Genomic DNA, 25,399 nt, shown 5'->3' on the forward strand with positions numbered 1-25,399 from the left:
AGGCTTAGCTGAACATCAGCGCGGTCAGCAGGAAATCGAGGCCGAGTACGGCGAGCGACGCGAACACGACCGTCTTGGTGGTCGCGCGCGACACGCCTTCGGGCGTGGGCTTCGCTTCATACCCTTGATACAGCGCAATGAAGGTCACGGCGAACCCGAACACGATGCTCTTCAGCACGCCGTTGCCGACGTCGGCCCAGACCTGGACCCCGCCCTGCATCTGCGACCAGAACGCGCCCGGATCGACACCGATCAGCACGACGCCGACGATATAACCGCCGAGCACGCCGACCGCGCTGAAGATCGCGGCGAGCAGCGGCATCGCGATGATGCCCGCCCACATGCGCGGCGCGATCACCGTCTTGATCGGGTCCACCGCCATCATCTCGAGCGCGGTGAGCTGCTCGCCGGCCTTCATCAGGCCGATCTCGGCCGTGAGCGACGTGCCCGCGCGGCCCGCGAACAGCAGCGCGGTGACGACCGGCCCGAGCTCGCGCACGAGCGACAGCGCGACCAGCAGGCCGAGCGCCTGCTCGGACCCGTAGCGGTTCAGCGTGTAATACCCCTGCAGGCCCAGCACGAAGCCGACGAACAGCCCCGACACGGCAATGATCACGAACGAATAATTGCCGAGGAAGTGGATCTGCTTCATGACAAGCCGCGGCCGGCGCAGCAGCGGGAAGAATTCCAGCACGAGGCGCACGAACAGGCGCGTGCCGTAGCCCGTGCGCTCGAGGCCGCCGATGACGTAACGTCCGATCGCGCTGATCATGCGCGCCCTCCGCCGAGCCCGAAATCCGCTGCGAGCGGCGGGCTCGTGTAATGAAATTTGAACGGGCCGTCCGGCGCGCCGTCGATGAACTGCCGCACGCTCGGATCGGTCGATGCGCGCAGCTCGTCGGGCGTGCCCTGCGCGAGCACGCCGCCATTGGCCAGAAAATACACGTAGTCGGCGATCGCGAACGATTCAGGCACGTCGTGCGTGACGAGGATCGACGTCGCGCCGAGCGCCTGGTTCAGCGTACGGATCAGGTTCGCGGTGATGCCGAGCGAGATCGGGTCGAGGCCCGCGAACGGCTCGTCGTACATGATCAGTTGCGGATCGAGCGCGATCGCGCGCGCCAGCGCGATGCGGCGCGCCATCCCGCCCGACACCTCGGACGGCATCAGGTCGCGCGCGCCGCGCAGCCCGACCGCGTTGAGCTTCATCAGCACGAGGTCGCGGATCAGGTCTTCGGGCAGGTCGGTATGCTCGCGCAACGCGAACGCGACGTTCTCGAACACCGACATGTCGGTGAACAACGCGCCGAACTGGAACAGCATGCCCATCTTGCGGCGCAGCGCGTACAGGCCGTCGCGCGTTTGCGCGCCGACATCGGCGCCGTCGAACAGCACCTGGCCGCGGCGCGCACGCACGAGGCCGCCGATCAAGCGCAGCACGGTCGTCTTGCCGCAGCCCGACCCGCCCATGACCGCGACGACCTGCCCGCGGCCGAAGCGCAGGTTCAGGTTCGACAGGACGAGACGATCGCCGTAGCCGAAGTCGACGTCGCGAAGTTCCAGCAGTGTGTCGGTAGGAGTGGGGCTCACGGAGCGGACAATCCTTTTACGCAGAACGCCGAATTATAGGGCCTGCCTTGGAATGATGTCGTGACGCCGTTCCGGGCCCTGCGGTCAATGATTGTCAAATTGTCCGGCAAAACATTGCTGCAGCGCAATAAGCGCAGTCCGATAGTCGGCCGCGCCCGTCACCGCGCTGACCACCGCGACACTGCCGACGCCCGTCGCCAGCACGGCCGGCAGCGCATCGAGCCCCACCCCGCCGATCGCGACGAGCGGCGCCCGCGCCCCCGCGAAGCGCGCGTAGCGGGCAATCCGCACGAGACCCTGTGGCGGCGCGGCGACAGCCTTGGTCGCGGTCGCGTACACGGGGCCGAGCGCGAGGTAGCTCGGGCGCTCATGCAGCGCCCGCAACATTTCGTAATAACCATGGCTCGAAAGTCCGAGCCGCAGGCCCGCACGCGCGATCGCGGCCAGATCGGCCGTCTCGAGGTCTTCCTGGCCCAGATGAACACCGTACGCGCCTTCATCTACAGCGATCTGCCAGTGATCGTTGATGAACACGCGCGCATCGGGATAGCGTCGCCCGGCCGCGACCGCGCGTGCGATTTCCCGGCGCAACGCGTCCGGCGTCGCGCCTTTCACGCGTAGTTGCACGGTTCGCACGCCGCATTCGAGCACGCGTTCGACCCATTCGGCGTCCGGCACGACCGGATAGAGGCCGAGCTGCGCGGGACATGGCGCGAATGCAAGCTCGGGCGCGGCCGGCAGCCCGGCGACGCGCGGGAACCGTGCGGCGTCGACCGGCCACGCGTCGGCGGCACGCATTTCGTCGCCGTCGCGCCATGCCAGCGCGAGCACCAGCGCGTCGACCGGCGCGAAGCCGCAATCGAGGAACGCGGCGAGCGCCACGATCCAGTCGTCCGCGAGCGGATGCGCGGCGTCGAGCGCGTAGCGCGCGCCCGCCGCATGCAGCACCGCGCCCGCTTCGTCGAATTCGATCGCGACCGCGTCCGGCGACGCGGGCCGCGACGCGGCCGACGCGCGCGCCTGCGCGGCGCGGTCGCCGGCCGACACGATCAGTACGTCGCCGTCGGCCGGCACGTCGGGCACCGCCAGGCAAAGCCGCCACGGCGCCGCGCCGCCCGGCCAGTCGCCGAGCCGGGCGCGAATTCGTTCGGCCGCTTCGGCCAGTTCGTCGGCCGGCGGCCAGAACGCATCGGCGAAACGCGCGCTCATGCGCCGCCCCCGTCCTGGTGCCAGAACGGCATCCCGACGACCGGCGTGCTCGCATGCGCGGTCTCGCGTGCGTCCATCGGCCCGGCGAGATACGCGGCGCGGCCGGCTTCGACGCCCTGCGCAAAGGCGCGCGCCATGATCTCGGGATGCGTGGCCTGCGACACGGCCGTGTTCAGCAGCACGCCGTCGAAGCCCCACTCCATCACCTGGCACGCGTGCGACGGCACGCCGAGCCCCGCATCGACGATCAGCGGCACGTCGGGCAACCGCTCGCGCAGCACGCGCAAGCCGTACGGGTTCACGACGCCCTTGCCCGTGCCGATCGGCGCGCCCCACGGCATCAGCGCCTCGCAGCCGACGTCGAGCAGGCGCCGGCCGATCACCAGATCCTCGGTGCAGTACGGCAGCACCTTGAAACCGTCCTTGACCAGTTGCGCGGCGGCTTCGATCAGCCCGACCGGGTCGGGCTGCAGCGTGTAGTCGTCGCCGATCAGCTCGAGCTTGATCCAGTCGGTGCCGAATACCTCGCGCGCCATGTGCGCGGTCGTCACGGCCTCGGCGACGGTCTGGCAACCGGCCGTGTTCGGCAGCAGCGGCACCGCGTGGCGCTTGAGCAGGTCGAAGAAACCGGCTTCGGCCGTGCCGCCCGTCATCTGGCGGCGCAGCGCAACCGTGACCATCCCGGGGCGCGACGCGGCGATCGAATCGGACAGCGACTGCAGCGACGGATAGCGCGACGTGCCGAGCAGCACGCGGCTTGCGAAGGTTTCGCCGTACAGCGTCAGCGCGTCGGCGGAGGTGAGGGACGTCATGTCGTTTTCCTGGAAGAGCGGGGACGAACCGGCGGCGCTCAGCCGCCCGCAACGGGGTGCACGACGTCGAGCTTGTCGCCCGCCGCGAGCGCGCGCGCCGCATGCTGCGTGCGCGCGACGAAGTTGCCGTTCAGCGCGACCGCATATGGCGGACGCGCGCCGTACGCGGCCAGCGCGTCGGCCACCGTCGCGCCGTCGGGCAGCGTCAGGGTCTGTTGGTTGATCTGGATATCCATGAGGCTTCGTCGGATTCGGTCGGCGGCGCGCGTCAGGCCGGCTGGCGCGCGTCGTTGCGGTAATGGAGGAGCGTCGGCCAGCGCGCGGCGTCGCGCCACGCGGCGAACGCGTCGGCATCGCCGAACGCGCCGCCGAGCGCGGCTTGCGCGAACGCGACCGCCGCATGCGCGACTTCCGGCGCGATCATGAAGCCGTGCCGGTACAGGCCGTTGACGGCGAGCGTCGACGCGCCGTCCCAGATCACCGCCGGGCGATGATCGGGCAGCGTCGGCCGGCACTGCGCATTGAGTTCGAGGATGCGCGCCTCGCCGAACGCCGGATGCACGGAGAACGCCGCGCTCAGTAGTTCAAGCGCGGAGCGCACGCTGACGGGCGACATGTCCTCCCCCTCCACCTCGGTCGCGCCGATCACATAGAGATCGTCCTGCTTCGGCGCGATATAGAGCGGATAGCGCGGATGCAGCAGCCGCACGGGCCGCGTGAGCCCGATGCCGGGCGCATGCACGCGCGCGACTTCGCCGCGGATGCCGCGCAGCGCGGGCAGCACGGATTTCGCGCCGAGCCCGCGGCAATCGATCGTGAAATGCGCATCGGGCAAGTGTGCGTCGTCGATCGCGACGTGCCAGTGCAGGTCGACGCCGCGTTCGGCGAGACCCGCGGCGAGCGCGCGCAGCGCCTGGCGATTGTCGAGCTGGCCTTCGCGCGGCAGCAGCAGGCCGCGCGCGAAGCGGCCCGCGAGCGCGGGCTCCGCCGCATCGACCTGCGCGCCGGCGAGCGTCACGAAGCCACCGTCGAACAGGTCGGCCGGCGCGTTCGCGCGGAGGCGCCGCTCGAACAGCGGCGCCTCCGCGCGGTCCGCGTGATGCCAGACGACGAGCGTGCCGTGATGCTGGAAGAAGACGGGTTCGGGTAATTCCGCGAGCCACTGCGGCCAGCGCGCGAGCGACGCGGCGCCGAGCTCGGTGATCAGCAGTTCCGCGCTCGCCGCTTCCGCGAGCGGCGCGAGCATCGCGGCCGCGACCCACGCGGCCGACTGCTCGCCGTCCGGGCCACCGCGCTCGTAGAGCGCGACGCGATGGCCGTCGCCCGCGAGCCGCCATGCGATCAGGCGGCCGACGAGGCCGCCGCCGAGCACCGCGAAATCCGGCCGGGAATCCTGGGCGTTCATCGCGCCCCCTCCGCGCGAGCGCGCGCGACGAACGTCGCTGCGCCAGCGCCGTCCCGTGCGAACGCACGCGACATCGGGCCGGGAGCCATGCAAAAGACTGAAGATTGTGCGGTCATCATTCCTTCCGTAACGCGCAATGCGCGTACCCAAAAGGACGAAACCGGCAGCAAAGGCCGGCCGGGCTGGACTCGGGCGCTGGCCATGTGGGATGGCGGCCAGCGCGGCCCGGCGGGATCAGAAACTTCCCTCGCCGGTATTACCCGGATCGGGTGCGAAGGGTCTTTCTCAGCCTCGCCACGCCGCCCGGAACATCCGCCGGCCGCGCCACGAAGCACCCCTGTTTCGTCGTCGGCCATTAGACCATAAAAGCGGAAAGCGCCGCAAACTGTCCCCCGTACGGCAAATTCGCCGTCGTGTTGCGCCGCTCTGGCACAATGCCCGCAGGCCGGCCGCGCGAGCGGCCGGTTGCCGCGTCACCGCCGGCCCTTAAGTGCCGTTTAAGACGCGCGGGCGACCATCCGGGCACCCGCCGTCAGTCGGCGCATCGCCCCGGCATGCCGTATCGCGGCGCGCGCCCGGTTCCGCCCGGCCCGCGCGCCGGCTACTCATCAGGAAGCACATGACCCAATCGATCGATCCCGTCCGCTCCGCCTCCGACGCGCCACAGGACGAGCGCCCGGTATCCGCATGGAGCCTCATCAAGCCCTATTGGGTATCGTCCGAATGGAAAATCGCGTGGGGCCTGCTGGTTACCATCATCGCGATCAACCTCTGCGTCGTCTGGATCAACGTCAAGCTGAACAAGTGGAACGCGCAGTTCTACAACGCGCTGCAGTCGAAGGACGTCCACGACTTCCCGGGCTTGCTGATGCAGTTCTCCGCGCTCGCGTTCGCGTTCATCATCCTCGCCGTGTACGGCCGCTACCTGCGGCAGATGCTCGGCTTCCGCTGGCGCCAGTGGCTCACCGACCGCTTTCTCGGCCAGTGGCTCGGCGATCGCGCGTTCTACCGGATCGAGCGTGACCGCCTCGCGGACAACCCCGACCAGCGGATCACCGACGACCTCCAGTCGTTCGCGACCACGACGCTCTCGCTGTCGCTCGACCTGCTGTCGACGGTCGTCACGCTCGTGTCGTTCATCACGATCCTGTGGTCGCTCGCCGGCGCGCTGACGTTCACGCTCGGCGCCACGCCGATCTCGATTCCCGGCTACATGGTGTGGGCGGCCGCGCTGTACGCGGTGATCGGCTCGCTGATCATCCAGAAGGTCGGCCATCCGCTCGTGTCGATCAACTACCAGCAGCAGCGCGTCGAGGCCGATTTCCGCTTCGGGCTGATCCGCGTGCGCGAGAACGCCGAGCAGATTGCGTTCTACGACGGCGAGAAAACCGAGACCGGCAACGCGCAAGGCCTCTTCATGCGCATCCGCGACAACTGGTGGCGCGTGATGAAGTACACGAAGCGGCTCACGTTCGTGCTGAGCTTCTACGGGCAGATCGCGATCATCTTCCCGATCGTCGTCGCGGCGCCGCGCTATTTCGCGGGCGCGTTCTCGTTCGGCGTGCTGATGCAGATCTCGTCCGCGTTCGGCACCGTCAGCGATTCGTTCTCGTGGTTCATCAACAGCTACTCGACCCTCGTCGAATGGCGCGCCACCGTCAACCGTCTGCGCGAATTCAAGCGCGTGATGGGCACGTCGCACCTGAAGGAAAGCCTGTCGCCCGCGACCGAGCACGGCGGCATCAACCTGCACTACGTCGACGCCGCGAAACTGTCGACGTCGTCGCTGAAGCTCGCGCTGCCGAACGGCAACGCGCTCGCGAACATCGGCAACCTGACGATCGAACCCGGCTCGCGCTGGCTCGTGATCGGCAAGTCGGGTTCCGGCAAGAGCACGTTCATGCGCGCGCTCGCCGGCCTGTGGCCGTTCGGCGACGGTGCGATCGACGCGCCGGTCGGCGCGCGGATGATGTTCGTGCCGCAGACGAGCTATTTGCCGATCGGCACGCTGAAGGCCGCGCTCACCTATCCGGCAACGCCCGACGCGTTCAGCGACGACGCGTGCCGCGACGCGTTGCGCGCGTGCCACCTCGAGGATTACGTCGAGCGCCTCGACGAAAACGCGCACTGGACGCGCGTGCTGTCGCCGGGCGAGCAGCAGCGTCTTGCCGGCGCACGCGTGCTGCTGCACAAGCCCGACTTCCTGTTCCTCGACGAAGCGACGAGCGCGCTCGACGCCGACAACGAGGCACGCCTCTACCACCTGTTCGCCGAACGGCTGCCGAAGGCCGCGATCGTCAGCATCGCGCACCGCGAGTCGCTGGCCGCGTTCCACGGCGGCACGATCAACGTCGAGCGCGTGAACGTCGGCGACAAGGTCGCGGCGTGAGCGTGCGCGCCGCGCACATCGTACGAATCGCGCTGATCACCGGCGCAGGCTCGGGGATCGGCGCGGCGCTCGCGCGGCGGCTCGCGGCGCCCGGCATCGCGCTGGCGCTGCACGCGCGCGGCGCGGACGATGCGGCGCGTGCGAGGCTCGCCGAAGTCGCGCGCGCGTGCACGGCGGCCGGTGCGGAATGCATCACGCTCACCGGCGATCTCGCCGCGCCGGGCGTCGCCGCCTCGCTCGTCGATGCAGCCGCCTCGCGCTTCGACGGGCTCGATCATCTCGTCGCGAACGCCGGCTTCGCGGCGCGGCAAGCCTTTTCCGATCTTTCCGCGGACGCGCTCGCATCCGCCTTCGCGGCGATGCCCGGCGCGTTCTCCGCGCTCGCGGGCCGCGCGCGGCCGCTGCTCGAAGCGTCGGCCGCGCCGCGCATCGTCGCGGTCAGCTCGTTCGTCGCGCACCGCTACCGCGCCGATGCGCCGTTCGCGGCCACCGCCGCGGCGAAAGCCGCGCTCGAATCGCTGGTGCGCACCGCGGCGGCCGAATTCGCCGCGCGCGGCATCACCGTCAACGCCGTCGCGCCCGGCTTCACGCGCAAGGACCACGGCCCGAGCGCCGGCAACGCCGCCGCGTGGGCGCAGGCCGAACAGGCAACGCCGCTCGGCCGGATCGCCGAACCCGACGACGTCGCCGCGCTGATCGCGTTCCTGCTGTCGGACGCCGCGCGGCAGATTACCGGGCAGGTCGTGCACGTCGACGGCGGCCTGACGCTCTGAAGCGGCGCCACACCCTCCTCCCTTTCTCCCCGCATCCCCGCTTTCCCGCACGAACCTGCACCGGCCTTTTTGGCGCGCAGGATCGCGACCGTAAAATAACCGCCACGCGGTCACGCGAGAAGGGACAAGAGGAGGCGGCAAGCATGCAGGCATTCCAGTGGTTCAACGAATTGTCGACGCGCGAGCGCAGGACGCTGTACGCCGGCTTCGGCGGCTACGCGGTCGATGCGTTCGACTTCATGATCTATTCGTTCCTGATTCCGACGCTGATCGCCACCTGGGGAATGACGAAGGGCGAGGCCGGGATGATCGCGACGAGCTCGCTGATCTCGTCGGCGGTCGGCGGCTGGGCCGCCGGCATCCTCGCCGACCGCTACGGCCGCGTGCGCGTGCTGCAGTGGACGATCGCGACGTTCGCGCTGTTCACGTGCCTGTCCGGTTTCACGCATTCGTTCTGGCAGCTCCTCGCGACGCGCACGCTGCAGGGCTTCGGCTTCGGCGGCGAATGGTCGGTCGTGACGATCATGATGGCCGAGACGATCCGCTCGCCGGAGCATCGCGCGAAGGCCGTCGGCACCGTGCAGAGCAGCTGGTCGTTCGGCTGGGCCGCGGCCGCGATCCTTTACTGGGCGTTCTTCGCGCTGCTGCCCGAGCAGGTTGCGTGGCGCGCATGCTTCTGGATCGGCATCGTACCCGCGCTGTGGATCCTCTATATCCGCCGCAACGTCAGCGATCCCGACATCTACACGGCCACGCGCCGCGCGCGCGACGAAGGCCGCGTGTCGGGCCACTTCCTCGAGATCTTCTCGCCGCCGCACCTGCGCGCGACGCTGTTCGGCAGCGCGCTGTGCACCGGGATGCTCGGCGGCTACTACGCGATCACGACGTGGCTGCCCACCTACCTGAAAACCGTCCGCCACCTGTCCGTGTTCAACACGAGCGGCTATCTCGTCGTGCTGATCGTCGGCTCGTTCGTCGGCTACGTGGTCGGCGCGATCCTGTCCGACCGGCTCGGTCGCCGCGCGTCGTTCATCCTGTTCGCGATCGGCTCGTTCTCGCTCGGCATGGCGTACACGATGCTGCCGATCACCGATACCGCGATGCTGCTGCTCGGCTTCCCGCTCGGCATCGTCGTGCAGGGGATCTTCGCGGGCGTCGGCGCGTACCTGTCGGAGCTGTATCCGGGCGCGATCCGAGGCTCGGGCCAGGGCTTCTGCTACAACCTCGGCCGCGGGCTCGGCTCGTTCTTCCCGATCCTCGTCGGCTCGCTGTCGCAGTCGATGTCGCTCGTGAAGGCGATCGGCCTCGTCGCGGGCGGCGGCTACCTGCTCGTGATCGTCGCCGCGCTCGTGCTGCCGGAAACGCGCGGCAAGTCGCTCGTCGACGATCCGGCCATCGCATCGTGAGCGCCCGCTTCGTTCCGGAAACCGCATGCACGTGATCGTCCTCGGCGCCGGCGTGATCGGCGTCACCACCGCCTGGCACCTGCGCGAAGCAGGCTGCGACGTCACCGTGATCGAACGCGAAGCCGATGTCGCACTGGCGACGAGCCTCGGCAACGCGGGCGTGATCGCACCCGGCTACGTGACGCCATGGGCCGCCCCGGGGATGCCCGGCAAGATCCTCAAGTACCTGTTCAAGCCCGCGTCGCCGCTGATCTTCCGGCCGACGCTCGATGCCGCGCAGTGGCGCTGGATCGCGCGCTGGCTGCGCGAATGCGAATTCGAGCGGTTCCGCGTGAACAAGCAGCGGATGCAGCGCATCGCGTATTACAGCCGCGCGTGCCTGCATGCGTTCCGCGACCGTCATCCATTCGACTACGGCGCGAGCCGCGGCTACCTGCAACTGCTGCGCGGCGCGTTCGACGTCGAGATGGTGCAACCCGCGCTGAAGGTGCTGCGCGACGCCGGCATCGCGTTTCGCGAACTCGACGCCGCCGGCTGCGCGGCGATCGAGCCGGGCCTGCGCTGGGCGCGGCAGGCGCCCGTCGGCGGCATCTACCTGCCCGACGACGAAGCCGGCGACTGCGCGCGCTTCACGCGCGAACTGCGGGCGCTGTGCGAAGCGCACGGCGTGACGTTCCGGTTTCGCACCGGGATCCGCACGCTCGACGTCGCGGGCGGCAGGGTGCACGGCGTGCGGGTCGATACGCAGGACGAAAACAGCACGACGAGACACGAAGCCCGGCTTGCCGCCGACGCGATCGTCGTCGCGCTCGGCGTCGACAGCGCCGGCCTGCTGAAGCCGCACGGCATCGACGTGCCGCTGTATCCGGTGAAGGGCTACTCGGCAACGCTTGCGGTCGTCGACGATGAAAAGGCGCCACGCGCCGCGCTGATGGACGAATCGCTGAAGACGGCGATCACGCGCTTCGGCCCGACGCTGCGCGTCGCGGGCACCGCGGAGCTCGGCAACCGGCACGCGGCGCTGCGGCAGCAGGCGCTCGATACGCTGATGAAGGTGCTCGACGACTGGTTCCCGCACGCGGCCGATCGCGCGTCCGCGCGCTTCTGGGTCGGCCGCCGGCCGATGACGCCCGACGGGCCGCCGCTGCTTGGCGCGAGCGGGATCGACGGGCTCTGGCTCAACGTCGGCCACGGCTCGACGGGCTGGGCGATGTCGATGGGTTCGGGAAAGGTGCTGGCGGATCTCGTCACGGGACGCGAGCCGGAGATCGACCTGTCGGGCCTGACGCTCGCGCGCTACGACCGGTAGGTGCCGGTGTTGCCGTCCGCCCGGGCGATCGGTGCGGACACGATCGGCCGATGCGACACGCCCTCGTGCGACAGCCGGCTTTCGAACAGCGTCAGCGCTTCGATGCGCAGCACGACCGGCCGCCCGGGCGCGCCGCCGTGCGCGGGCTGGCCGACCGCATCGTGCGGCAGCCGCGCGAGCGTCACGTGCGGCCGGAACGGCCGCCGGTCGGCCGGCACGCCGAGCTCGCCCAGCAGCACCGCCAGCCCGGCATTCAGCGCGACGCAGGCGGGATCGGCCTCGAGCTCCGCGACGATCAGCCTCGCGCGCGGCAGGCTCGGCCACCACGCGATCCGCTCGACCGGCAGCAACGGCAGCGCATGCGCTGCCGCGAGCGCGGGCAGGTGCGCAGCCAGCGCATCGCAACGTTCCCGCTCGATCGCGCCGATGAACGCGAGCGTCAAGTGCAGTTGCGCGGGCAGCATGCGCCGCGCACCACGGGTGACCGGCAACGCGTGCAGCGCGTCGCGCGATGCCGCATCGGGCATCAGCGCGACGAACGCACGGAGCCGGTCGCCGTTCATGACTCGCGCACCGCGGCGCGCGGCGCGCCCGCCACGTCGGCCGGAACCGGACGCTGCGGCAACGGGCCGTGCTCGCCCCACACGTCGGCCGGCAGCACCCGCGCGAGTTCGGGGATCGTGTTGCGCGTGAACACCGGATCGGCAACGCCTGCCGCGCGCTGGCGACGATAGTCGGACCACGCGGCGTGCGCATACTTGCCGAGCGCGAGGATCGCGATCAGGTTGATGATCGCCATCAGCCCCATGCTCGTATCGGCCATCGCCCACACAAGCGGCAGCTGCCCGACGCTGCCGAACATCACCATCCCGAGCACCGCGACGCGGAACAGCGGCAGCACGCCGCGCCGCTTCGTGATGAATTCGACGTTACCTTCCGCATACGCGTAGTTGCCGATCACCGACGAGAACGCGAGGAAGAAGATCGCGACGGCCATGTAGATGCCGCCCCAGTCGCCGACGTGGCTCGAGATCGCGCGCTGCGTGAGCGCCGCGCCTTCCATGCCGGTGCCGAGCTCGTACTGGCCCGACAGCAGGATCACGAACGCGGTCGCGCTGCAGATCACGATCGTGTCGACGAACACGCCGAGCATCTGGATCAGCCCTTGCGTGACGGGGTGCCGCGTGCTCGCGGTCGCGGCCGCATTCGGCGCGCTGCCCATCCCCGCCTCGTTCGAGAACAGCCCGCGCTTCACGCCGATCGCGATCGCCTGGCTGAGTGCATAGCCGGTCAGGCCGCCCGCCGCCTGCTCGAGGCCGAACGCGCTCTTCACGATCAATACGATCACGTCCGGCACCAGTGCGATGTGCGTCGCGACCGCGTAGACCGCGAGCGCGAGGTAGCCGATCGCCATCAGCGGCACGATCACCTGCGCGACCGTCGCGATGCGGCGGATGCCGCCGAAGATGATCGGAGCGGAGAGCAGCACGAGACCGAGGCCGACCGTCTCGCGGCTCCAGCCGAACGACGCATGGAACGCGTCGGCGATCGCGTTCGCCTGCACCGCGTTGAACACGAAGCCGAACGCGAGGATCAGAGACAGCGAGAACAGCACGCCGAAACCGCGCGAGCGCAGGCCCGTCTGGATGTAGTACGCGGGGCCGCCGCGATAGCTGCCGTCCGGGTGCGACACCTTGAAGATCTGCGCGAGCGTTGCCTCGACGAACGCGGACGACATCCCGACGAGCGCGGTCATCCACATCCAGAAGATCGCGCCCGGCCCGCCGACCGTCAGCGCGACCGCGACGCCGGCGATGTTGCCGGTGCCCACGCGGCTGGCAAGCCCGGTCGCGAACGCCTGGAACGACGAAATGCTGCCCGGCTCGCCCTTGCTGCCGACCAGTTTCATGCTGAGGAACAGCGCCTTCAGCTGGATCATCCGGAACCGCAGCGTGAACCATGCGCCCACGCCGAGCAGCAACGCAATCAGCACGTAGTTCCACAGCACGCCGTTGACGGCATCGATCAGCCCTTGCACGAATGCTTCCATCCAGAGTCCTTGTAAATAGGGTCAGTCATATGCGACGGCCGCACGAACACGGCCCGAGGGGCGACATGATATGACAATTCGCAAGAATAATTACAAACTGAAAGGATTTGATGTCGAGGCAAATCAGGGGACTGATCTCACCTGATTGGATGAGCCTACCCCTCCTACCTTAAACAATCTTCTGTGACTGTTGGACACCTTGCCGTGCCAACAGGACGTACAAAGAAAGGCGCTTGCACATTTCGACTTTTCTCGACGCCTACCCGGAGGATACGCAGCGGTAGTTGATCGTCAGGCCGCCCCTGCACCTTCAGCATCCCCGCGCCCATAGCCCGAGTCCGGCAAATTCTGAGACAAGGTAGCGGCGTCGCATGCTCTCGGAAATCTCTTTTGATTGCACGTCGCAGAATCATTCTGGATGCCTCTTTCACGAATCCACGTCGAACAAACTCCTTGTAGCCGGCAGAAAAAAATACAACCTTCATACCCTCAGGTATGCGAATCACCATCAAAAACCACGACTGCACGGGATACGAAATGATTAAGCGCAACCCTCAAGAACCGACAAACCACGCCTCCGAAGAAAAACAGCAGTCGTTGATGCGACGACGTTTTCTGGTTGCCTCAACAGCGCTCCCGTTTGGCACGCTGCTGAAACACTCGACTGCCATGGCTCAAGGCAACGTTCTCCCGCCTATCACGATCACGACGCCGAGACCGCCCGACTTCAATTTCGGCGATTTCAACATCAAGGTGGACGAAATTCCCGGCGCCAGCCCTGGCGCCGGAATCCCGGCACCTTCAATTTGCTTTAATCAGTATTGCACATCGAATTACATGTTGCATTTCGCAAACATCGGAAACATGGTCCGCGCCACCGAGATGTTTCTCAAACATCTTCAGGTATTCGGGGGCAACGATACAACATTCTGGCGCAATCAATTGATGATGGTGGGTGGATTCACTCCATGGCTGGCCGTCGGTGGCTACAAATATTTGCCTGGAGCCAACCAATACGGATTCAATTTCGAACCAGGGAAATATGCCAATATCACTGCGCTATTTGGAATCTATATTGGACAATCAAGCGGCATCCCGCCAACGAGTACATTCGCGTCATACGGCAATCCGCTGATGTTCGTCGATGCACTCGACCATTGGATACGCGGGGATGGAGCCCAACGTACCGTTCATATTGAATCACTCAACTTGAAGATGAGCATCCTCGACTTCCCGAAAATATCGGAAGCCATCGAAAATCCCGGATATGGCCCCGGCACCTACTCGCTCGACACCCCTTTCAGCACCAACATCTTCAATCACGGAACAAAGGATTTCTGGAGTGCCACAGTCTTTGGGCGAGTATCCGGCAGGGTACGCGGCACGCTTGTGATGCTCGAGGACGACACATATCGATTCGACGGTTACTACTCACTCAACCCCGACAGGTTCGATGCAGATCCTTCCAACCGGCCATTCCTGCAGGAGGCAGCAACAACGTTCCTGTCCAAGCTCGGCGCCACCTTGGGACACAAGGACTATCAAATCAACTTTTTCGGCGAAAAAAGTCTCTCGTTTTCAGGCCAACGACCGGTCAAGAATGCAGGCACACGCCCCCCGGAGGCAGTCCATAGACCGTCGCTCGGTGGACTGATGCGACCGCCTCGCTAGCACGCCCCCGGGCAGCTCCGGAAATTTGACTGCCCGGGTCACCCCCGCATGTTGTTCATGCAAACATTGAGCGCCTCATGATTTCCAGAGTCGTACGCGGAGTTCTCTGGCTAGTTCTCTCGGTAGTTATCGCAGCGATCTGCGCCTTCGCGCTGCTGGTCGCTGTCGTCGCGACTTCCCGGTACGAGAGAACCGAAGGCAGTTGCCCTGACATGTCTCTCGAAACCCTACGGAAAAAGATCCTGGTACGCCTCGAGGAACACGGAATTCCCCCGGACAGCATCCAGTTCGACGGTGCGCCGCAATATCACGCATGGAAACTGGGCATGTGGGAATTCCCGCTGCTCATTGACGAAACCCGATACATCGCGATGATCGATTGCAACGAGCAGCTTTCAAGCTATTGGGAAGTCAGGGATCAGCCGGTCGGCAAAACCGGACAAGCTCACGATCGCTCGCGGCTTCAGAAATAAAAAAACCGGGCGCCCTTTCGGACACCCGGCTGATACGACAGCGGCGCTCGAACCGCGCTTATCGCGGCAGGTTCGAATGCCCCATCAGGTAAGCATCGACCGTCCGCGCGCACTGGCGGCCTTCGCGGATCGCCCACACCACGAGCGACTGGCCGCGACGCATGTCGCCCGCCGCGAACACCTTGTCGACCGACGTCGCGTACGCGCGATCGCCTTCGGTCGCCGCACGCGCATTACCGCGCGCATCCTTCGCGACGCCGAACGCGTCGAGCACGGGTGCGGCCGGCTGCGTGAAGCCCATCGCGAGCAGCACGAGATCGGCCTTCATCTCGAACTCGGAGCCCGGCACTTCCTGCATCTTGCCGTCCTTCCACTCGACGCGCACCGCGATCAGCTTCTCGACCTTGCCGTTCTTGCCTTCGAGACGCTTCGTCGCGACCGCCCAGTCGCGCTCGCAGCCTTCCTCGTGCGATGACGACGTGCGCATCTTGATCGGCCAGTACGGCCATACGAGCGGCTTGTTCTCTTCTTCCGGCGGTTGCGGCAGCAGTTCGAACTGCGTGACCTGCTTCGCGCCGTGACGGTTCGACGTGCCGACGCAGTCGGAACCCGTATCGCCGCCGCCGATCACGATCACGTGCTTGCCCTTCGCGACCAGCTGGTCGACGAGCTTGTCGCCCGCGTTCACGCGGTTCTGCTGCGGCAGGAAGTCCATCGCGAAATGGACGCCCGCGAGTTCGCGGCCCGGCACCGGCAGGTCGCGCGGCGTTTCCGAACCGCCCGCGATCACCACCGCGTCGAATTCTTCCTTCAGCTTCTCCGGCGAAATGGTTTCCTTCGCGAGGCTGCCGATCGACTCGGGCAGCGGATCCTTGCCGATGAACACGCTGGTGCGGAACGTCACGCCTTCCGCCTCCATCTGGCGCATGCGGCGGTCGATCAGCCACTTCTCGAGCTTGAAATCGGGAATCCCGTAACGCAGCAGGCCGCCGACCCGATCATTCTTCTCGAACACCGTCACGTCGTGGCCCGCACGTGCGAGCTGCTGCGCGACTGCGAGGCCCGCGGGGCCCGAACCGACGACCGCGACCTTCTTGCCCGTCTTGTGCTCGGCCGGCAGCGGCTTCACCCAGCCTTCCGCCCAGGCCTTGTCGATGATCGCGTGCTCGATCGACTTGATGCCAACCGGGTCGTCGTTGATCCCGAGCGTGCACGCGGCCTCGCACGGCGCCGGGCAGATACGGCCCGTGAATTCCGGGAAGTTGTTGGTCGAGTGCAGGACTTCGATCGCCTGCTGCCAGTCCTGGCGGTAAACGAGATCGTTGAAGTCCGGGATGATGTTGTTGACCGGGCAGCCGTTGTTGCAGAACGGGATGCCGCAATCCATGCAGCGCGCGCCCTGGACCTTCGCGTCCGCGTCGGCCAGTGCCGCGACGAATTCCTTGTAATGCTTCACGCGCGTGAGCGGTGCTTCGTACGCCTCGTGGCGGCGTTCGAACTCCAGAAAACCGGTTGCCTTGCCCATAAGGTGCTCTTCTGTTCGGTGTATCGGGTGGGGGAGCCGCGCGCGGCAGTCATGCGCGCGCGGCATTCGCTATGTCGTTCGTCGCTCAGGCGGCCAGCACTTCCTTCGCCGCCTTCTTCGCACCGATCTCGCCCAGCGCGCGCTTGTATTCGTGCGGGAACACCTTCACGAACTGGCGGCGCGCCGCGTCCCAGTTTTCCAGCAGCGACTTCGCGCGCGGCGAACCCGTGAACTGGAAATGACGCTCGACGAGCCCCTTGAGCAGCGCTTCGTCCGTCGTGCCCGCATGCCAGAGCGCGCGGTCGACCGTGCGCTCCTGCTCGGCCTGCTGCAGCACCGGCTCGAGCGCGACCATCGACTTGTTGCACTTCGCCGCGAACATGCCTTCCGGATCGTAGATGTACGCGAGGCCACCCGACATGCCGGCCGCGAAGTTGCGCCCCGTCTCGCCGAGCACGACGACCGTACCGCCCGTCATGTATTCGCAGCCATGATCGCCCGTGCCTTCGACGACCGCCGTCGCGCCCGAGTTGCGCACGCAGAAGCGCTCGCCCGCGACGCCGCGGAAGAACGATTCGCCTTCGATCGCGCCGTACATCACCGTGTTGCCGCAGATGATGTTTTCCTCGGACTTGCCGCGGAAGTCGTTGGTCGGGCGGATGATGATCCGGCCGCCCGACAGGCCCTTGCCGACGTAGTCGTTGCCGTCGCCGACGAGGTCGAGCGTCACGCCCTTCGCGAGGAACGCGCCGAAGCTCTGGCCGGCCGTGCCCTTCAGCTGGATGTGCACCGCGTCGTCGGCCAGGCCGTCGTGGCCGTGTTTCTTCGCGATCACGCCCGACAGCATCGCGCCGACCGTGCGGTTCACGTTGCGCACCGGCTGGATGAACGACACATGCTCGCCGTTCTCGATCGCGGCCTTCGCCTTCTCGATCAGCACGTGGTCGAGCGCGCGCTCGAGGCCGTGATCCTGCACGTCGACGTGACGCGGCGCGACGTCCTCGCACTCTTCCGGCTGGTAGAACACGCGCGAGAAGTCGAGGCCCTTCGCCTTCCAGTGCTCGACGCCCTTGCGCGTATCGAGCAGGTCGGCACGGCCGATCAGGTCGTCGAACTTCGCGATGCCGAGCTGCGCCATGATCTCGCGCACTTCCTCGGCGACGAAGAAGAAGTAGTTCACGACGTGCTCGGGCTGGCCCTGGAACTTCGCGCGCAGCACCGGATCCTGCGTCGCGACGCCGACCGGGCACGTGTTCAGGTGGCACTTGCGCATCATGATGCAGCCCTCGACGACGAGCGGCGCCGTCGCGAAGCCGAATTCGTCCGCGCCGAGCAGCGCGCCGATCACGACGTCGCGACCCGTCTTCATCTGGCCGTCGGCCTGCACGCGAATGCGGCCGCGCAGGCGGTTCAGCACCAGCGTCTGCTGCGTTTCGGCCAGGCCGAGTTCCCACGGCGTGCCCGCGTGCTTGACCGACGACAGCGGCGATGCGCCCGTGCCGCCGTCATGGCCGGCGATCACGACGTGATCGGCCTTCGCCTTCGCGACACCGGCCGCGACCGTGCCGACGCCCACTTCCGACACGAGCTTCACCGAGATGCTCGAGCTCGGGTTCACGTTCTTCAGGTCGTGGATCAGCTGCGCCAGATCCTCGATCGAGTAGATGTCGTGGTGCGGCGGCGGCGAGATCAGGCCGACGCCCGGCACCGAGTAACGCAGCTTGCCGATGTATTCGGACACCTTGTGGCCCGGCAACTGGCCGCCTTCGCCCGGCTTCGCGCCCTGCGCCATCTTGATCTGGATCTGGTCGGCCGACGCGAGGTACTCGGCGGTGACGCCGAAGCGGCCCGACGCGACCTGCTTGATCTTCGAGCGCAGCGAATCGCCGTCCTTCAGCGCAATGTCGCTGACGATCTCGTCGCCGATCACCGACTTCAGCGTCTCGCCGGCCTTGATCGGAATGCCGCGCAGCTCGTTGCGGTAGCGCTTCTGGTCCTCGCCGCCTTCGCCGGTGTTCGACTTGCCGCCGATCCGGTTCATCGCGATCGCGAGCGTCGCGTGCGCCTCGGTGCTGATCGAACCGAGCGACATCGCGCCCGTCGCAAAGCGCTTGACGATGTCCTTCGCCGATTCGACGTCGTCGATCGGGATCGCCTTGGTCGGCTCGACCTTGAACTCGAACAGGCCACGGAATGTCATGTGGCGCTTGGTCTGGTCGTTGATCAGGTGCGCGTATTCCTTGTACGTCTGGTACGAGTTGCTGCGCGTCGCGTGCTGCAGCTTCGCGATCGAATCCGGCGTCCACATGTGGTCTTCGCCGCGCACGCGGTACGCGTATTCGCCGCCCGCGTCGAGCATGTCGCGCAGCACCGGGTTGTCGCCGAACGCGTCGCGGTGCAGGCGGATCGCCTCTTCCGCGACTTCGAACAGGCCGATGCCGCCGACCTTCGACGCCGTGCCCTTGAAGTACTTCTCGACGAGGTCGCTCGACAGGCCGAGCGCTTCGAAGATCTGCGCGCCCGTGTACGACATGTACGTCGAGATGCCCATCTTCGACATCACCTTCTGCAGGCCCTTGCCGACCGCCTTCGTGAAGTTGTAGACGGCCTTCTCCGGCGACAGGTCGCCCGGCAGCCCCTCGGCCATCTTCGCGAGCGTTTCCATCGCGAGGTACGGGTGTACGGCTTCCGCGCCGTAGCCCGCGAGCAGCGCGAAGTGGTGTGTTTCACGCGCGGAGCCCGTCTCGACGACGAGGCCCGTGCTCGTGCGCAGCCCTTGCTGGACGAGGTGCGTGTGGATCGCCGACGTCGCGAGCAGCGCCGGAATCGCGACGTGCTCGGCATCCGTCTTGCGGTCCGACACGATCAGCATGTTGTAGCCCGACTTCACCGCGTCGACGGCTTCCGCGCACAGCGACGCGAGGCGCGCCTCGATGCCTTCCTTGCCCCACGCGACCGGGTAGCAGATGTTCAGTTCGTACGCGCTGAACTTGCCGCCCGTGTACTGGTCGATCGCGCGGATCTTCGCGATGTCCTTGAAGTCGAGCACCGGCTGCGACACTTCGAGACGCATCGGCGGGTTGATGTTGTTCGTGTCGAGCAGGTTCGGCTTCGGGCCGACGAACGACACGAGCGACATGACCATGTTCTCGCGGATCGGGTCGATCGGCGGGTTCGTGACCTGCGCGAACAGCTGCTTGAAGTAGTGATAGAGCGTCTTGTTCTTGTTCGACATCACCGCGAGCGGCGAGTCGTTGCCCATCGAACCGACGGCTTCCTCGCCCTGCTGCGCCATCGGCGCCATCAGGAACTTCAGGTCTTCCTGCGTATAGCCGAACGCCTGCTGGCGGTCGAGCAGCGCGGCGCCCTGCGTGCGGCCGGCCGCGACGTCCTCGGCCTTCGGCTCGATCTCGTCGAGCTTGATGCGCACCGCGTCGATCCAGCTCTTGTACGGCTTCGCGTTCGCGAGGTTGTCCTTCAGTTCCTTGTCGTCGATGATGCGGCCGTGTTCCATGTCGATCAGGAACATCTTGCCCGGCTGCAGGCGCCACTTCTTGACGATCCTCGATTCGGGGATCGGCAGCGTGCCGGCTTCCGACGCCATGATGACGAGGTCGTCGTCCGTGACGATGTAGCGCGCCGGGCGCAGGCCGTTACGGTCGAGCGTCGCGCCGATCTGGCGGCCGTCGGTGAATGCGATCGCGGCCGGGCCGTCCCACGGCTCCATCATCGCGGCGTGGTATTCGTAGAACGCGCGGCGGTTCTCGTCCATCAGCGTGTGCTGTTCCCACGCTTCCGGGATCATCATCATCACCGCGTGCACGAGCGGGTAGCCGGCCATCACGAGCAGTTCGAGACAGTTGTCGAACGATGCCGTATCCGACTGGCCCGGGTAGATCAGCGGCCACAGCTTCGGCAGGTCGTCGGCGAGCACGTGCGACGCGATCGCGCCGGTACGCGCGTTCAGCCAGTTCACGTTGCCCTTCACGGTGTTGATCTCGCCGTTGTGCGCGATCATCCGGTACGGGTGAGCCAGCTCCCATGCCGGGAACGTGTTGGTCGAGAAGCGCTGGTGCACGAGCGCGAGCGCCGACACGACGCGCGGGTCCTGCAGGTCGCGGTAATACACGCCGACCTGGCCCGCGAGCAGCAGCCCCTTGTAGACGACCGTGCGCGCCGACATCGACGGCACGAAGTATTCCTTGCCGTGCTTGAGCTTCAGCGCCTGGATGCGGTGGCTCGCCGTCTTGCGGATCACGTACAGCTTCCGCTCGAGCGCGTCCGTCACCATGATGTCCTTGCCGCGGCCGATGAAGATCTGGCGGATCAGCGGCTCGCTCGCCTTCACGGTCGGCGAAATCGGCATCGCATGGTCGACCGGCACGTCGCGCCAGCCGAGCACGACCTGGCCTTCGGCCTTCACCGTGCGCTCGAGCTCCTGCTCGCACGCGAGACGCGATGCATTTTCCTTCGGCAGGAAGATCATCCCGACCCCATATTCGCCGGCAGGCGGCAGCATCACGCCCTGCTTCGACATTTCCTCGCGATAGAACGCGTCCGGAATCTGGATCAGGATGCCCGCGCCGTCGCCCATCAGCGGATCGGCGCCGACCGCGCCGCGGTGATCGAGGTTTTCGAGGATCTTCAGACCCTGCTGAATGATCTCGTGGCTCTTCTTGCCCTTGATGTGAGCGACAAAGCCGACGCCGCAGGCGTCGTGTTCGTTTTGCGGGTCATACAGACCTTGTGCGGCGGGCACCGCGGCGAGCGGCTGCTGGTGGTCGTTCATGGGGACACCGTCGTAAAGGGGGCCTGGAGGGCCGTTGAACCATTTTTTGTTGCCGTCGATCCCGCTCCCGACGGGAGACGGCACGGCCGACAGTGGATGGGCATGCTTCGCCCGGGCCACCGGAATTCGGAATATACGCGACGAATCAAGGGAATAGCAACAAAAACCACTTGATCGATCCCCAATTAAATGGATGCTTCGATCTGGTGCCATTTTATTGGGGCCGTATCGATTTGGTGCAAAAAGAAGCGGCGCCCGCAGCGCCGCCTCCTGAACCGCCGTTCACGTGTTACTGCTGGATCGGCGGCGTGTTCTCGCGCACCTTTCTGGGGCGTCCGCGCGGCAGTGGCGATACACGCCGGTTCGCGGTGCGCGCCGCCCACTCGCGGTAGTTCTCGCCGCCGAGCACCCAACCCTTGAGCGTCGCCTGCTGCAACTGGTCGGCCTGCCGCTCGTCGAGCGGCTGCTCGCACAGCTCCTTGTACGCGCGCTGACGGTCGAACGGCGTATTGCCGAGCGCCCAGTAGAGCGGATGGTCGGTGATCAGGCTATCGACGGTGAGCCCGACGTGATGCCGGTAGCTCGACCAGCGATAGGCCTCGGGCGTCGCGGCGAGCTGCGCGCGCACCGGGCTCATCTCGACCACGCGGCTCGCGAGCAGGAAATAGCGCTCGCCTTCGATCACGGTCGCGCGATAACGGCCTTCCCACAGGGTGCCGCGCCGCGAATAGCGCCGGTTGAAATGGGCGACGTAGCGGCGGCCGACGGCCTGCATCGCCTTCGGCAGGCTCGCCTCGTCGCTCGGCGTCACGAGGAGTTGCACCTGGCGCGGCAACAGCACGTAGGCATGTACCGACAGGTGATGATCGCGTGCGGCGGCCTTCAGGCAATCGATGAAGAGCTCGTAGTCCTGGTCGTCGACGAACGCGGGTTGCTGATCCAGGCCGCGCAATATCACGTGCTGCGGCTGGTCGGGAACATAGAGTCGTGCTAACCGTGCCATGCTGAATGTCCGTTTGAACGCGTTAGGAAATACCCGAAGGTCCGAAAATGCGCACCTGCGTAGAATGCCAGTCCCTGCGGGGCGTGAAAGCGTACGGTCGTACGAATCCTAGGGTGAAAACTCTAACTTACGAGCTTGTTTGGTTTTAAACGCAGTCGTCATAATGAGCACGCCTTAGATCGGAGGAGACACAATGAAACGAAAACTGGCCATTACGGGGGCTGCAGCGCTCGCATTCACGTTCGCGGGCGGTACGGCACATGCACAATCCGCAGGTGATTTCTACGTCAGCACCGGCTGGCTGCACCTTGCGCCGCAGGACAGCAGCGACCCGCTGTTCGTCTACGGCGTCGGCGGCACGCCCATCAACCAATCGATTCCCAACACGGGCGCCGGCATCAACGACGCCGACACGCTCGGGATCGCAACTGGCTACTTCGTCACCGACCACATCTCCACCGAGCTCGTCATGGGGATACCGCCGAAGTTCGACATTACCGGCAAGGGTCAGTTCGAAAAGTTCGGCGTACTCGGCCGCGCGTACCAGTGGAGCCCCGCCGTGTTGCTTCGCTACCACTTCAACGACGCCAACGCGAAGTTCCGTCCGTATGTCGGCATCGGCGCGACGTATATCTGGTTCACCGGCGCAAAGATCACGAACAGCAGCTTCGAGAACGGCGTGCTCGGCGGCCCGACCAGCGCGACGACCAGCAACCAGTGGGCGCCCGTGTTCAACGCCGGCTTCACGTACAACTTCACGAAACACTGGTTCGCGGGCCTGTCGCTCTCGTACATCCCGGTCAGCGTGACCGCCACCTTCACGACGGCTCGCCGGACACCGGTCGGTACGCTGACGGAAACGTCGAAGGCCCACATCTCGCTGAACCCGATCGTGACGTACCTGAACGTCGGCTACCGCTTCTAAGCGTAGTCGAATATTTGGGGAATGGTTAATCCTGCTGCAATTTGTAGCGGATTTTTCCTGACGTAACGTCTCCACGATGCAAAACGCCCCGGCTGGAATCCCGCCGGGGCGTCGTTTTTTCGCGTCAGGCACGATCCCGTCGAGGATTTCGCCGGACGCCGTCGCGACCGCTAGACGATGTCGATGTCGTCCAGCGCATCGGGGCCGACCAGGTCGATCCGGTCCGTGCAGACCGCGTCGACGCCCCAGCGCGCGAGTTCGCGCGCCCGTTCGAGGTCGTTCACCGTGTAAACCAGGATACGAAGCCCGGCCGCCTTGATCGCGCGCACGAGCGGTTCGTCGAGCCGTTTGTGGTCTGCATGCAACGATACGCAGCCGAGCGCGCCGACGACCTGCGCATGCCAGTCGTCCGGCACGGCCTCGTAGAGCATCCCGCGCGGCAGCGCCGGTGCGGTCGCGCGCGCCTGCTGCAGCGCATCGAACGAGAACGACGACAGCAGCGGCGGCACCGCGGCCGCGCGCCAGTACGCGGCTGCGTCGGCCGCCACGCGCTGCCCGGTCTCGTGCTCGCGCCCCGGGCACGGCTTGATCTCGACATTCGCGGCCAGCCCGTGCGCGATGCAGCGCGCCGCCGCCGCCTCCAGCGTCGGCATCCGCTCGCCCGCGAAGCGTGCGTCGAGCCACGCGCCCGCGTCGAGCGCGGCCAGCGCCGCATAACGCATGCCCGCCGCCGCCCCCTGACCGTTCGACGTCCGGTCGACCGTGTCGTCGTGCAACAGGAACGTGACGTCGTCGGCCGACAACTTCGCGTCGAACTCGACCATCCGGTGACCGCGGCGCGCGCCCTCGTCAAGCGCGGCGAGGGTGTTCTCCGGCGCAAGCGTGCCGCCGCCGCGATGGGCGACGACGCGCGGATAGGGCCAGTCGGTGCGGGAAGTCATCGTCGGTCTCTCGGCACGTGCAGCAGGTTCAGCCGGCACGCTTGCCGGTCTCCGGATCGAAGAAATGCAGCCGGTGCGCGGGCAGTGCGGCCGCCAGCGCCGTGCCGCGCGCGGGGCGGTCCGCATGCGGCAGGCGCACCGCGACGTCGTGACTGCCCCAGCGGCCGTGCGCGAGATTGTCCGCGCCCAGCAGCTCGCACGAATCGACCGGAAGCGTCGCATGCGCGACGCCCGGTTGCGGGGTCATGTGTTCGGGACGCACGCCGAGCACCCAGTCGCGCCCGGTGGCGATCGCCGTGCCGATGCCGGGCGCGCCGGCGACCGGCAGCGCGGGGCCGCCGCCCGCGACCGCAAACGTCGCGCCGTCGTCGGACAGCCGGCCGTGCATCAGGTTCATCGCGGGCGAGCCGATGAAGCCCGCGACGAACACCGTCGCCGGCTTCTCGTACACGTCGACCGGCGCGCCGATCTGCTCCGCGTAGCCGCGGTTCATCACGATCACGCGTTGCGCGAGCGTCATCGCCTCGATCTGGTCGTGCGTCACGTAGACGCTCGTCGTCGCGAGCCGCGCATGCAGCCGCTGGATCTCGAGCCGCATCTGCACGCGCAGCTTCGCGTCGAGGTTCGACAGCGGCTCGTCGAACAGGAACACCGACGGCTCGCGCACGATCGCACGCCCCATCGCGACGCGCTGCCGCTGGCCGCCCGACAGTTCGCGCGGCCGCCGTGCAAGCAGCGGCTCGAGCTCGAGGATCTTCGCGGCCGCGGCCACCCGCGAGTCGATCGTCGCGCGCTCGATCCCGCGGATCTTCAGCCCGTAGCCCATGTTCTGCGCGACCGTCATGTGCGGATACAGCGCATAGTTCTGGAACACCATCGCGATGTCGCGATCCTTCGGCTCCAGCGCATTGACGACGCGCTCGCCGATCGCGATCTCGCCGTCCGTCACGGTCTCGAGACCCGCGATCATCCGCAGCAGCGTCGACTTGCCGCAGCCCGACGGGCCGACCAGCACGATGAATTCGCCGTCGGCGATCTCCACGTCGATGCCGTGCAGCACGTGCTGCTTGCCGTCGTAGGATTTCCTGACGCCCTTCAAGCTCAGCGCAGCCATACTTGGTCTTTCTCC

The 25,399-nt window shown here is 66.8% G+C and carries 20 protein-coding genes and 1 riboswitch; of the genes, 7 read left to right on the forward strand and 13 right to left on the reverse strand.

Annotation, left to right across the window (positions count from 1 at the left end; genetic code table 11):
• Window positions 1–4: 4 nt before the first annotated feature.
• From mlaE to BFF94_RS28070, 6 genes are all read right to left on the reverse strand, one after another.
• Window positions 5–772, reverse strand: a complete 768-nt coding sequence (gene mlaE, locus BFF94_RS28045; protein WP_128847764.1) for a lipid asymmetry maintenance ABC transporter permease subunit MlaE — start codon at window positions 770–772, stop codon at window positions 5–7.
• Window positions 769–1,590, reverse strand: coding sequence for an ABC transporter ATP-binding protein (locus BFF94_RS28050; RefSeq protein WP_128847766.1), 822 nt, complete (start codon window positions 1,588–1,590; stop codon window positions 769–771). The genes mlaE and BFF94_RS28050 overlap by 4 nt, the downstream gene beginning before the upstream one ends.
• A gap of 84 nt (window positions 1,591–1,674) precedes the next feature.
• Window positions 1,675–2,799 (reverse strand): thiamine phosphate synthase, encoded by a 1,125-nt coding sequence (gene thiE, locus BFF94_RS28055; protein ID WP_219140091.1) that lies wholly within the window; start codon window positions 2,797–2,799, stop codon window positions 1,675–1,677.
• A complete protein-coding gene (locus tag BFF94_RS28060) occupies window positions 2,796–3,611 on the reverse strand; it encodes a thiazole synthase (protein ID WP_034183640.1) in 816 nt (271 codons plus the stop codon). The genes thiE and BFF94_RS28060 overlap by 4 nt, the downstream gene beginning before the upstream one ends.
• 38 nt (window positions 3,612–3,649) lie before the next feature.
• Window positions 3,650–3,847, reverse strand: coding sequence for a sulfur carrier protein ThiS (thiS, locus tag BFF94_RS28065; protein ID WP_027783340.1), 198 nt, complete (start codon window positions 3,845–3,847; stop codon window positions 3,650–3,652).
• Window positions 3,848–3,879: 32 nt separating this feature from the next.
• Window positions 3,880–5,016 carry an FAD-dependent oxidoreductase gene (locus BFF94_RS28070; RefSeq protein ID WP_219140092.1) on the reverse strand — a complete coding sequence of 379 codons (1,137 nt, stop codon included), beginning with the start codon at window positions 5,014–5,016 and terminating at the stop codon, window positions 3,880–3,882.
• Between the two features lie 225 nt (window positions 5,017–5,241).
• Window positions 5,242–5,365, reverse strand: a riboswitch (TPP riboswitch).
• Between the two features lie 270 nt (window positions 5,366–5,635).
• Between BFF94_RS28070 and BFF94_RS28075 the strand changes: the two genes are divergently transcribed.
• The 4 genes from BFF94_RS28075 (at window position 5,636) to BFF94_RS28090 (ending at window position 10,893) form a co-directional block, all read left to right on the forward strand.
• Complete coding sequence (locus BFF94_RS28075) at window positions 5,636–7,405, forward strand: ABC transporter ATP-binding protein/permease (RefSeq protein WP_128848343.1); 1,770 nt, start codon at window positions 5,636–5,638, stop codon at window positions 7,403–7,405.
• The gene (locus BFF94_RS28080; protein ID WP_219140093.1) at window positions 7,402–8,178 is read left to right on the forward strand and encodes an SDR family NAD(P)-dependent oxidoreductase; all 777 of its coding nucleotides are present in this window, start codon (window positions 7,402–7,404) and stop codon (window positions 8,176–8,178) included. The genes BFF94_RS28075 and BFF94_RS28080 overlap by 4 nt, the downstream gene beginning before the upstream one ends.
• Before the next feature lie 143 nt (window positions 8,179–8,321).
• Complete coding sequence (locus BFF94_RS28085; RefSeq protein ID WP_128848121.1) at window positions 8,322–9,584, forward strand: MFS transporter; 1,263 nt, start codon at window positions 8,322–8,324, stop codon at window positions 9,582–9,584.
• Window positions 9,585–9,609: 25 nt separating this feature from the next.
• Window positions 9,610–10,893 carry a D-amino acid dehydrogenase gene (locus tag BFF94_RS28090; protein WP_219140094.1) on the forward strand — a complete coding sequence of 428 codons (1,284 nt, stop codon included), beginning with the start codon at window positions 9,610–9,612 and terminating at the stop codon, window positions 10,891–10,893.
• Here BFF94_RS28090 and thpR read toward each other — a convergent pair.
• Window positions 10,881–11,456 (reverse strand): RNA 2',3'-cyclic phosphodiesterase, encoded by a 576-nt coding sequence (gene thpR, locus BFF94_RS28095; RefSeq protein WP_219140095.1) that lies wholly within the window; start codon window positions 11,454–11,456, stop codon window positions 10,881–10,883. The genes BFF94_RS28090 and thpR overlap by 13 nt on opposite strands.
• Window positions 11,453–12,943 carry an alanine/glycine:cation symporter family protein gene (locus tag BFF94_RS28100; RefSeq protein WP_128848480.1) on the reverse strand — a complete coding sequence of 497 codons (1,491 nt, stop codon included), beginning with the start codon at window positions 12,941–12,943 and terminating at the stop codon, window positions 11,453–11,455. The genes thpR and BFF94_RS28100 overlap by 4 nt, the downstream gene beginning before the upstream one ends.
• Before the next feature lie 537 nt (window positions 12,944–13,480).
• Between BFF94_RS28100 and BFF94_RS28105 the strand changes: the two genes are divergently transcribed.
• Both BFF94_RS28105 and BFF94_RS28110 read left to right on the forward strand, forming a co-directional pair.
• Entirely contained in the window at window positions 13,481–14,614 is a 1,134-nt protein-coding gene (locus BFF94_RS28105; RefSeq protein ID WP_128848486.1) for a lipid II-degrading bacteriocin, read from the forward strand.
• Window positions 14,615–14,691: 77 nt separating this feature from the next.
• Complete coding sequence (locus tag BFF94_RS28110) at window positions 14,692–15,087, forward strand: hypothetical protein (RefSeq protein ID WP_128848478.1); 396 nt, start codon at window positions 14,692–14,694, stop codon at window positions 15,085–15,087.
• A 58-nt stretch (window positions 15,088–15,145) separates the two neighbouring features.
• Here BFF94_RS28110 and BFF94_RS28115 read toward each other — a convergent pair whose 3' ends face one another.
• The 3 genes from BFF94_RS28115 to BFF94_RS28125 form a co-directional block, all read right to left on the reverse strand.
• A complete protein-coding gene (locus BFF94_RS28115; RefSeq protein WP_128848471.1) occupies window positions 15,146–16,612 on the reverse strand; it encodes a glutamate synthase subunit beta in 1,467 nt (488 codons plus the stop codon).
• Between the two features lie 85 nt (window positions 16,613–16,697).
• Entirely contained in the window at window positions 16,698–21,401 is a 4,704-nt protein-coding gene (locus BFF94_RS28120) for a glutamate synthase-related protein (protein WP_128848469.1), read from the reverse strand.
• Window positions 21,402–21,690: 289 nt separating this feature from the next.
• Window positions 21,691–22,404, reverse strand: coding sequence for a transposase (locus BFF94_RS28125; protein ID WP_128848466.1), 714 nt, complete (start codon window positions 22,402–22,404; stop codon window positions 21,691–21,693).
• Window positions 22,405–22,597: 193 nt separating this feature from the next.
• Between BFF94_RS28125 and BFF94_RS28130 the strand changes: the two genes are divergently transcribed.
• The gene (locus BFF94_RS28130) at window positions 22,598–23,329 is read left to right on the forward strand and encodes an OmpW/AlkL family protein (RefSeq protein WP_128848464.1); all 732 of its coding nucleotides are present in this window, start codon (window positions 22,598–22,600) and stop codon (window positions 23,327–23,329) included.
• Between the two features lie 170 nt (window positions 23,330–23,499).
• Here BFF94_RS28130 and ugpQ read toward each other — a convergent pair whose 3' ends face one another.
• Both ugpQ and BFF94_RS28140 read right to left on the reverse strand, forming a co-directional pair.
• On the reverse strand, window positions 23,500–24,270 hold the full coding sequence (gene ugpQ, locus BFF94_RS28135; RefSeq protein ID WP_219140096.1) for a glycerophosphodiester phosphodiesterase: 771 nt from the start codon (window positions 24,268–24,270) through the stop codon (window positions 23,500–23,502).
• A gap of 28 nt (window positions 24,271–24,298) precedes the next feature.
• Window positions 24,299–25,384, reverse strand: coding sequence for a sn-glycerol-3-phosphate import ATP-binding protein UgpC (locus tag BFF94_RS28140; RefSeq protein WP_219140097.1), 1,086 nt, complete (start codon window positions 25,382–25,384; stop codon window positions 24,299–24,301).
• Between the last annotated feature and the right edge of the window lie 15 nt (window positions 25,385–25,399).

It is taken from the genome of Burkholderia catarinensis (assembly GCF_001883705.2).
Classification (GTDB): Bacteria; Pseudomonadota; Gammaproteobacteria; order Burkholderiales; family Burkholderiaceae; genus Burkholderia; species Burkholderia catarinensis.